This is a genomic window from Microbacterium sp. LWO12-1.2 (genome assembly GCF_040675875.1).
Taxonomy (GTDB): Bacteria; Actinomycetota; Actinomycetes; order Actinomycetales; family Microbacteriaceae; genus Microbacterium.
Genome location: NZ_JBEGII010000001.1, coordinates 1,968,153 through 1,978,069 on the forward strand (window position 1 = coordinate 1,968,153; position 9,917 = coordinate 1,978,069).

Sequence of the window (9,917 nt, forward strand, 5' to 3'; positions counted from 1 at the left end):
ACCGCTCTCAAGGGGTGGCAGCTACGATCGAGCGATGCCAGCCCCGTCCGGATTCGACTTCGTGATGCACGGTGACGACGTCGTCATCCGACACCACGGCGTGACCGCCATCGTGCTGCGGGGCGCGCGCGCACGCGACTTCCTCACCCAGGTCGAGAGCGGGGACGCACAGCTGCTGATGGCGCGCCTGACCGGGAACTACCGCCGAGGCAACGAGCGCACCGCGCGGCGGCATCCGCGCAATACGGGTTGAGTCGGAATCGGATCAGCGCTCCACCGAGAGGGAGCGCGGATCGTCGACCGGCAGACGACACACGAACGCGCGGCAGTCGTAGGCCAGCCCGTCTCCGCCCGCCTGTACCTCTCCCTTCCCCTCGAACAGCTCGAAACCGGCATCGGCGAAGGAACGCGCCTGCGCGGGGGTCACGGCAGCGACGATGTCGGCGTCGGCCCGGAGCGCCGCCGTGGCCAGCACACCGGTCGGGTTCTCGGTCACCACCACGAGCTGTCGAGGCGGATCGACCAGGCCAGCGGCCACACGCAGCAGGCTGCCATGGGCGAACGGCTGCTCCACTGCGCGCGCGGCATGGTCGCGGACCGCGCTGAGGGCCGCCTCGCGGTACCGCTCGCCCGCTCCGAGTCGCCACGCGGTCAGTGCTGCGGCCGCGGTCGCCGCAACACCGGACGGCAGATCACCGTCCGTCTGGTCGGGCGAAGCGGCGATGCCGTGCTCTGCGAGCACCGGATCGATGCGACTGCCGACGAGAACCTGATCCAGAACTTCTCGGGCGACCGATGCCCACGATGCTTCACCCGACGCGAGGGCAAGCGCGAACAGGCCGTCGGCGAGCAGCGCCAGATCCGCGTCCGTCGCGACGGCACCCGAAGCGACGCCGTCGAGCGAGGCCCGCACGAGCTCGCCGTCAGCGCCACGATTCACCCGTAGCACGGTCTCGGCAGCCTGCGCGGCCGCCGCGACCCACGACGGCTCGGCCAGGCGTGCTCCGGCACGGGCGAGCGCACCGATCGCCAGACCGTTCCAGCCGGTGATGAGCTTGCCGTCGACGGAGGGCGGTTCCAGACCCGTCCGCTCCGACACCGGACGCTGGTAGAAGCCGCCCTCGTCGCGGCGTCCGTCGATCCAGGACTCCGAGTCCTGCGCGGCGCCGAATCCGCCACCCGGTCGCCGCAACGACGCGAGCAGGAAGGCCGCGATCCCCCTAGCCGTTTCTTCATCACCGGCGTCGAGCGCGACCTCGAGCAGCTGGGCGTTGTCGGCCAGCATCCGCTCGTAGTGCGGCACGGTCCAGTCCCGCTGGGTGGCATAGCGGAAGAACCCACCGTCCGCATCGCGGAGGTCGGAGACGGCCATCGCGGCGAGCGCCCGCTGCGCCGAGCGGGCCGCGTCCGGCGCCTCCCGCACGACCAGCGGACTCTGTAGGAACCGCAGCGTCGTCGCGACCGGGAACTTCGGGGCACCGCCGTAGCCGCCGAACTGCTGATCCTCGCGCGCGGCGATCGCCTCGGCGGCCGACGCCAGGGCCGCCGCAGCGGGCAGGTCCGTCGGCGTCGACTCCGCGGCCCGCAGGAGGGCGTCGGACACGGCATCCGCCGACTCCTCGGCCTGTGTGCGTCGCTGCGTCCATGCCTCGCCGACCGCCGCCAGCACCTCACGGAACGAGGGCAGCGGCGGCCGCGCGTCCGGAGGCCAGTAGGTGCCGGCGAAGAAGGTGCGCCCTCGAGGGGTGGCGAACACGGTGAGGGGCCACCCGAGGTTCTGCGTGAAAGCGGAGGCCGCCGCCATGTAGGCGCCGTCGACGTCGGGGTGCTCCTCGCGGTCGACCTTCACCGCGACGAAGCCACCGTTCATGACGGCCGCGATCTCCGGGTCCGCGAACGACTCCCGCGCCATCACATGGCACCAGTGGCAGGTCGAGTAGCCGATCGAGATCAGCAGGGGCACATCACGGCGTTGTGCCTCGGCGAACGCCTCCGGGCCCCAGGGGTACCAGTCGACGGGGTTGTCGGCGTGCGCCCGCAGGTACGGGCTGAGCGTGTCGGCGAGCCTGTTGGTCATCCCCTCACGCTACGCCGCCGGGGTGGCGACGGGGCCGTCAGCCGACCAGCAGTTCGACCGGACGCGACGCCGCGTAGCCGACCAGCGGCAGCGCCCGCTCGGCGGCGAGGTCGATGCGCGCGCGCAGCACGTCGGAGACGATCTCGTAGCGATCGAAGTCGGTGTCGCTCGCGTACACGCCCAGCGGCAGCGTCAGCGCCTGGAAGAAAGCGAAGAGAGGACGCAGCTGGTGCTCGATGATGAGCGCGTGGCGTTCACCTCCCCCGGTGGCAGCCAGCAGCACGGGCTTGCCGACCAGGTCGTACTGGCCGACGAAGTCGAAGAGGTGCTTGAACAGCCCCGTGAATGAGGCCCGGTAGACGGGGCTTCCGACGATCAGCAGGTCGGCGGCCTCGATGGCCTGGAGCTTCTCCTCGACCTCGGGCGGCAGCTGGTCGCGCCGCAGCGCTCCGGACAGCCGGGGCCCGATGTCGGTCAGCTCGATGATCTCCACGTCGACCTCGGCACGCTCGGCCACCGCCTCGGCGATGGCGCGGACGAGGGCGGTGGTCTTGCTCGGCTCGTGCAGGGATCCCGACACGGCCACGACGCGGTAGCGAGCTGTCATGTGTCCGACGGTACCCACGACGACGCCCCGTGTCGCGGGGAGCGACACGGGGCGTCATGTGCGATCTGAGACGTCAGTTCACGTCGTCGGGGTGCGCGCCGACACGACCGGAGCCGTCGAGCGGGTCGAGCGCGTCGATCGCCGCGATCTCGGCATCCGTGAGGGCGAACCCGAAGACGTCGAGGTTCTCGCGCAGGCGCTCGGCCCGCACCGACTTCGGGAACACGATGATCCCCTTCTGCAGGTGCCAGCGCAGCACGGCCTGCGCGGGCGTGACGCCGTGCGCCGCTGCCGCCTCGGCGACGGCAGGGGTGCCGAACAGGTCGTACTTGCCCTGGCCGAGCGGGCCCCAGGCTTCGATGCGGATCCCGTGCTCGTCGGCCCAGGCGACGACCTCGCGCTGCTGGTATGCCGGGTGGAGCTCGATCTGGTTGACCGCGGGGACGACTCCGGTCTCGGCCACGACGCGCTCGAGGTGCGGCACCAGGAAGTTCGAGACGCCGACGCTGCGGGTCAGCCCGGCCTCGCGCAGCTCGACGATCTTCGCGAAGGCGTGCACGTAGTCGTCCTTGGCCGGGGTCGGCCAGTGCACGAGGTACAGGTCGACCGTGTCGAGGCCGAGCTTCTCGAGGCTCTCACCGATGGCCGCACGCGGCTCCTCGTCGTGGTGACGGTCGTTCCAGAGCTTGGTGGTGATGAACAGTTCGTCGCGGGCGATGCCGGATGCCGCGATCGCCGCGCCCACGCCCTCCTCGTTGCCGTAGATGGCGGCGGTGTCGATGTGCCGGTAGCCGATCTCGAGTGCCTCGCTCACGGCACGCTCGGTCTCGGCCGGCGGCACCTTGAAGACGCCGTAGCCGAGCTGCGGGATGGAGTTGCCGTCGTTCAGTTCGAGTGCAGGAATGGTCATGCCTCCACCCTACGACCTGTGATGACAGGTGCGATCGGACGGTGACGAAACATCTCCTCGGATGACGTCAACGCAGCGGCACGGCGGCCATCTTGGCCGCGCTCCACCCCACCAGGCGCTCGAGCGGTCCCCGGCCGACGAACATCGACCACAGGGTCGTGGCCACGAGCAGTCCGATCGCCATGACCGCCCAGAAGACGTTGCTCGTGAAGTACCCGCCCGGTCCCGCGAGCAGCGCGATCACGAGCACATGACCGCTGTATGCCGACAGCGGCATGGACCCGAGTGCGCCCAGAGGGAGCAGCGGCCAGCGCAGCGGACGGCTGAGCAGGATGCACAGCGCGATCACGGCGAGGGCGAATCCGCCGGAGCCGAGGATCTCTGCGGTACCTCCGCTGTGCGGTTCGACGGAGAGGAACGCGCGGAGAGCGGATCCCAGGGGATCGGCTTCGGCGAGCGACTGCGGGTAGGTCTCCCAGCCGTTAGGCAGGATCTCCTCCGCAGAGGAACTCTCCGGGAGGATGCTCATGTCGCTCGCCCCAGAGGAGCCGGAGCTCCACGAGAAGCCGGCGCTCGAGCCTGCGGCTCCTGTCGCAGGGCCCAGCGCACCGAGGCCGTAGCCCGCCGCCGCGAGCAGCACCCCGACACCGAGTGCCACGGCGGCTGTGCGCACCCGGTCGACACGCAGACGCCCGAGCGCCATGCCACCCAGCACGAACGCCATCCACACGGTGATCGGGTAGGTCCCGTACAGCACGAAGCCGATCCCGGCCCCGTAGGGGTTCAGCGTCACGGCGCCGAGGAAGGCGAGCAGAGCCGGGCCCACGAGCGCCAGCACCCCGGAGGCGACCAAGAGCTGCCACACCCGCCAGCGCAGGAACGGGATGACGGCCACGTACAGCAGCCCGTAGAGCGTCAGGATCACGGCGATCGGAGTGTTCAGCATCTCGAGCACCAGCCCGATCACGAAGATCACGGCTCCCCTACCGATCAGATTCAGCCGGATGCTCGGGATGCGCTCGCGGTCGGGCAGGCTGCTGCGCCCTGTCATCAGCGCGATCGAGACGCCGGCGAGCACCGCGAACAGGATCGAGGAGCGTCCGTGCACCAGGTCGGTCCAGGTGGAGGGATCGAGCCACTGGAACGGCTCTGTCTCTCCGATGTGCGCACCGGCCATACCGAGGATCGCGAGGCCACGGGCGATGTCGAGACCGAGGATGCGGGGCGGCCGTCCGAACTCTCGGATCCACTGAGCAGGGCGAAGTGCGATGGTCACTCGATGATCGTAGGGGCGAATCGCGGCATACGATGGAGGGCTATGTCCACACCCGTGATCTCGTACCCCCCGGAGCTGCCCGTCAGCGCCGCCCGGCAGGAGATCGCCGACGCCATCCGCGACAACCAGGTCGTGATCGTCGCGGGTGCCACAGGCTCGGGCAAGACGACCCAGCTGCCCAAGATCGCGCTCGAACTCGGCCGCACGCGCATCGCGCACACGCAACCGCGACGCCTGGCCGCCCGCACCATCGCGGAGCGCGTCGCCGAGGAGCTGCAGGTCGAGCTCGGCACGCTCGTCGGCTACAAGGTGCGCTTCACCGACAAGGTCTCCGATGCCACGCGCATCGCGCTGATGACCGACGGCATCCTGCTCAACGAGATCCACCGCGACCGACTGCTCACCCGCTACGACACGATCATCATCGACGAGGCCCACGAGCGCTCGCTCAACGTCGACTTCCTGATCGGCTATCTGGTGCGGATCCTTCCGGAGCGCCCCGACCTCAAGGTGATCATCACCTCGGCCACGATCGACCCGCAGAGTTTCGCGAAGCACTTCGCCCCTTCGACAGGCTCAGGGACCCAGGCGACAGGCTCAGGGACCCAGGCGACAGGCTCAGAGAACCAGGGCGATCCGGCACCGATCATCGAGGTCTCCGGCCGTACGTACCCGGTGGAGATCCGCTACCGGCCCCTGATCGACGACTCGGAAGAGACGGATTCCCCTTCATGGGTCCCTGAGCCTGTCGAAGGGCCGGAGGACGAGGTCTCCGCGATCGTCGCCGCACTTCGCGAGCTCGACCGAGAAGCTCCGGGCGACGTGCTGGTGTTCCTCCCCGGTGAAGCCGAGATCCGTGACGCTGCGGATGCGGTGCGGGGCGCCTACGCCCACGACCGCTCCCCCACCGAGGTGCTGCCGCTGTTCGGTCGTCTGTCGGCCGCCGAGCAGCACCGGGTCTTCGAGCGCAGCCGCGTCGCCGGAGTGCGGCGCCGCGTGATCCTGGCCACCAACGTCGCCGAGACGAGCCTCACGGTGCCCGGCATCCGCTATGTGATCGACACCGGGACCGCCCGCATCTCCCGCTACAGCAACCGCTCGAAGGTGCAGCGCCTGCCGATCGAGGCGATCTCGCAGGCCTCGGCGAATCAGCGCTCCGGACGCGCCGGCCGCACCAGCGACGGCATCGCGATCCGGCTGTACTCCGAAGAGGACTTCGACCGCCGCCCGGAATACACCGAGCCCGAGATCCTGCGCACCTCGCTGGCTTCGGTCATCCTGCAGATGCTGTCGCTGGGCTTCGGCGACATCGCGGCGTTCCCCTTCCTCACCCCGCCCGACTCCCGCGGAGTGAAGGCCGCGTTCGACCTGCTGACCGAGCTCGGCGCGGTCGAACCGTCTCGTCGGGACGGTTCCCCGCGCCTCACCCGCACGGGCCGCGACATCTCGCGCATGCCGATCGATCCCCGGTTCGCGCGGATGCTGATCGAGGCCGGCCGCCCTTCGACGAGCTCAGGGACCCAGGGCGCCAGCGTCACGCGCGACGTGCTCGCGATCGTGTCGGGCATGACCATCCAGGATGTGCGGGAACGCCCGGAGGAGCGCCGCGAGGAGGCCGACCGGCTGCACGCGCGCTTCGTGGATCCGACCAGCGATTTCCTGACCCTGCTGAACCTCTGGAACCACCTGCGCGAGCAGCAGCGCGAGCTCGGATCCAGCGCGTTCCGCCGACTGTGCCGCGCCGAGCATCTGAACTATGTGCGGGTGCGGGAGTGGTTCGACGTGCACCGGCAGCTGCGCACGCTCGTGAAGTCGCCGGAACGCCAGGGCGGCGACACCGGAGCGAGCGATCCCGATGCGATCCACCGCGCTCTGCTGTCCGGTCTCCTGTCGCAGATCGGCATCCTCGATGAGCGCAGCGCGCCCACCGGCAAGTCCCATTCCCCCGCGAAGGACCCGAAGCGCCGCATCGCGGAGTATCGCGGCGCCCGCGGCATCCGGTTCTCGATCTTCCCCGGCTCTGGTCTGCGCAAGAAGAGTCCGCCGGCCGTCATCGCCGCCGAGATCGTCGAGACGTCGCGCACCTTCGCCCGCACGGTCGCCGCGATCGACCCGGCCTGGGCGGAATCGCTCGCCAGCGATCTTGCCAAGCGCCAGGTCAGCGAGCCGCACTGGTCGAAGGATGCCGGCGCCGCCGTCGCCTTCGAGAAGGTGACGCTGTTCGGGCTCGAGATCGTCCCGCGTCGGCGCGTGCAGTTCGCACGCATCGACCGGGCGGCCTCGCGCGAGCTGTTCCTGCGCCATGCGCTCGTCGAGGGCGAATGGGACCCGACGCGCATCGACAAGCGCGTCAGCGCCTTCTGGCGCAGCAACGCCGAACTGCGCAAGCGTCTCGAGAAGCTCGAGGAGCGGGAGCGTCGCCGCGACATCCTCGCCGGCGACGAGGCCGTGTACCGCTTCTACGACGAGCGCATCCCCGCGGACGTCTTCGACGTGCGCTCCTTCGAGGCCTGGTGGCGGGAGGCGATGCAGAGCACGCCCAAGCTGCTCGTGATGCGCGAGGGCGATCTGCTCGACGACGAGGAGCGGGCCGATCAGAGCGAGTTCCCGACGCGCTGGACGCAGGGCGACCAGGTGCTCGGTCTCGCCTACCGCTTCGAACCCGGCGCCGCCGACGACGGCGTGAGCGTGGTCATCCCCCTCGCGCTCCTCGCGCAGGTGGAGGACCGCGGCTTCGACTGGCAGGTGCCTGGGCTTCGCGCCGAGCTGATCACCGGCCTGCTGCGCGCGCTCCCCAAGTCCATCCGGCGGCACGTGGTGCCCGCGGCGGACTGGGCCGAGAAGTTCGGCGCCGAACTCGCGGGCGAGGGCCCGGAGTCGCACGGCGGTCTGCCCGCACGCACCCTGAAAGAAGCGCTCGCGCGGCTCATCCAGCCCCTCGCGAACCAGCTCGTCTCGGCGGCGGATTTCGAGGAGGAGCGGGTGCCCGCGCACCTGCGCATGAACTTCCGCGCGGTCGACGAGCGTGGGAGGACGGCCGGTACCGGCCGCGACCTCACCGCGCTGCAGCAGCAGCTCTCCGACCGTGCCCGCAGCAGCGTCGCCCGTTCGATCGCCGCCCCTCCACGGCCTCGCGGCGGTGCGAAGGAGGCCTCGGCGTCGGTGGCAGCGGCATCCGCGCGCGGCCCCATCGAGCAGGACGGCCTGACCGCGTGGACGTTCGGCGACCTCCCCGAGGTGCTCGACACCCGCGTCGCCGGCGGCGTCGTGCGCGGCTACCCGGCGATCGTCGACCAGGGCAAGACTGCGTCGGTGCGCGTGGAGTCGACAGCGGATGCCGCGGCTGCCGCGACCCGCGACGGCGTGCTGCGGCTGGTGCTGCTCGCGGTGCCGTCACCCTCGTCGTACGTGCAGGAGCACCTCACGAGCCAGGAGAAGCTGGCGCTCGCCGCCTCGCCGTACTCCTCGGCCGCGGCACTGATCGAGGATTGCCGCGCCGCGGTCGCCCGCGCGGTCATCGACGCTTCGACAGGCTCAGCGACCGGCGAGGGACGCGGCGTCGTCCGCACCGAGGCGGAGTTCACCCGCGTGCGCGATGCGGTCTCCGCCGCCCTGGTCGACGACCTGTTCGCGTGCGTCTCGCTGGTCGCCCGCATCCTCACCTCGTCGCGCGAGGTCGAGCGGGGCATCAAGTCACAGAACTCGCTCGCGCTGCTCGGGCCGCTCAACGACATCCGCACGCAGCTGTCCGGCCTCCTGCATCCCGGTTTCGTCTCTGCGGCGGGCGTCGAACGCCTCGCGCACTTCCCGCGCTACCTCGCCGGCATGCTCGACCGTCTGAAGATGCTCGCGAGCGAACCGGGCAAGGACCGCGCCCGCATGACGGAGTTCGAACGCATGGCGAAGGCATACGAGGATGCCGGCGGCACGATCCCCCTCGCTCCAGGAGTTGCGGCCCCGCTGGTCGAGACGCGCTGGCTACTGGAGGAGTATCGGATAAGCGTGTTCGCGCAGCGACTGGGCACCGCGCAGCCGGTGTCGCCGCAACGCATCCTGAAGGCACTCGCCGGACGCTGATCCACGGCGGGTAGCCTGGCAGCATGGCTCGCGCGATCGTCTACACCGAAATCGGCTCCCCCGACGTTCTGCACCTCAGCGAGGTGCCCGACCCCATCGCCGGTGACGGCGAGGTCGTGGTGCGCATCGAGGCGGCGGGAGTCAACCCGATCGACGCCAAGATCCGGGGCGGCAAGCGCCCCTCACCGCCCATCACCGAGCCCCGTCCGGTCGGCTTCGACGGGGCGGGCGTGATCGACTCGATCGGCTCCGACGTCGACGACTACTCCGTGGGCGATCGCGTCGCGATCCGCGACACCGTCGGCACCTACGCCGACCTGCTCCGCGTCCCGGTCGCGAACCTCGCGCCCCTCCCCGACTCCGTGACCGCGGCTGAGGGCGCCGGCATCGGCATCCCGGCCGGCACCGCGTACCAGGCGCTGCGCTCCCTCGCCGTCACCGCCGATGATGTGCTGCTCGTGCACGGCGGCTCCGGATCCGTCGGTCAGGCAGCCGTGCAGTTCGCGGTCGCATGGGGTGCGACCGTGATCGCGACCGCCAGCCCCGCCCGCCACGATCAGCTGCGCGAACTCGGCGCGATCCCCGTCGCCTACGGTGATGGTCTGCTCGAGCGCGTGCGCGAGGCCGCACCTGAGGACGTCACGGTGGCGCTGGACTGCGCGGGCACGGACGAGGCGATCGAGACCTCGCTGGCACTCGTCGCCGACCGCGACCGCATCGCGACGATCGTGCGGGGGCCGGATGCCGCGTCGTTCGGCATCCGCGCCTTCTCCGGGGGTTCGCCGGCCCCGTTGACCGCAGAGGAGCTCGCGTGGCGTGCCGAGGCGCTCCCGGCGACGATCGCCCTGCTCGCCTCCGGCGACTTCACGATCGAGCTCGGCCCCGAACTGCCTCTCGCCGAAGCGGCGCAGGCCCACGAGCTCGTGGAATCCGGCGCCGCCTCGGGCAAGATCGTGCTGATCCCCTGACC

General features: G+C 70.6%; 7 protein-coding genes. 3 read left to right on the top strand and 4 right to left on the bottom strand.

The window, feature by feature from the left end; genetic code table 11:
* Window positions 1-34: 34 nt before the first annotated feature.
* Window positions 35-253, top strand: a complete 219-nt coding sequence (locus MRBLWO12_RS09400) for a hypothetical protein (protein ID WP_363554824.1) — start codon at window positions 35-37, stop codon at window positions 251-253.
* 12 nt (window positions 254-265) lie between these two features.
* On the opposite strand, the gene MRBLWO12_RS09405 is transcribed toward MRBLWO12_RS09400, so the two are convergent.
* From MRBLWO12_RS09405 to MRBLWO12_RS09420, 4 genes are all read right to left on the bottom strand, one after another.
* A complete protein-coding gene (locus MRBLWO12_RS09405; protein WP_363554826.1) occupies window positions 266-2,077 on the bottom strand; it encodes a thioredoxin domain-containing protein in 1,812 nt (603 codons plus the stop codon).
* Window positions 2,078-2,114: 37 nt separating this feature from the next.
* On the bottom strand, window positions 2,115-2,684 hold the full coding sequence (gene msuE / locus MRBLWO12_RS09410) for an FMN reductase (protein WP_363554828.1): 570 nt from the start codon (window positions 2,682-2,684) through the stop codon (window positions 2,115-2,117).
* 73 nt (window positions 2,685-2,757) lie between these two features.
* Window positions 2,758-3,594 (bottom strand): aldo/keto reductase, encoded by an 837-nt coding sequence (locus MRBLWO12_RS09415; protein ID WP_363554830.1) that lies wholly within the window; start codon window positions 3,592-3,594, stop codon window positions 2,758-2,760.
* Window positions 3,595-3,661: 67 nt separating this feature from the next.
* The gene (locus MRBLWO12_RS09420; protein WP_363554832.1) at window positions 3,662-4,870 is read right to left on the bottom strand and encodes a heparan-alpha-glucosaminide N-acetyltransferase domain-containing protein; all 1,209 of its coding nucleotides are present in this window, start codon (window positions 4,868-4,870) and stop codon (window positions 3,662-3,664) included.
* Window positions 4,871-4,912: 42 nt separating this feature from the next.
* Between MRBLWO12_RS09420 and hrpA the strand changes: the two genes are divergently transcribed.
* Window positions 4,913-8,947: an ATP-dependent RNA helicase HrpA gene (gene hrpA, locus MRBLWO12_RS09425; RefSeq protein ID WP_363554834.1), complete on the top strand. Its 4,035-nt coding sequence runs from the start codon at window positions 4,913-4,915 to the stop codon at window positions 8,945-8,947.
* A gap of 23 nt (window positions 8,948-8,970) precedes the next feature.
* Window positions 8,971-9,915, top strand: coding sequence for a quinone oxidoreductase family protein (locus MRBLWO12_RS09430; protein WP_363554836.1), 945 nt, complete (start codon window positions 8,971-8,973; stop codon window positions 9,913-9,915).
* Window positions 9,916-9,917: the final 2 nt, after the last annotated feature.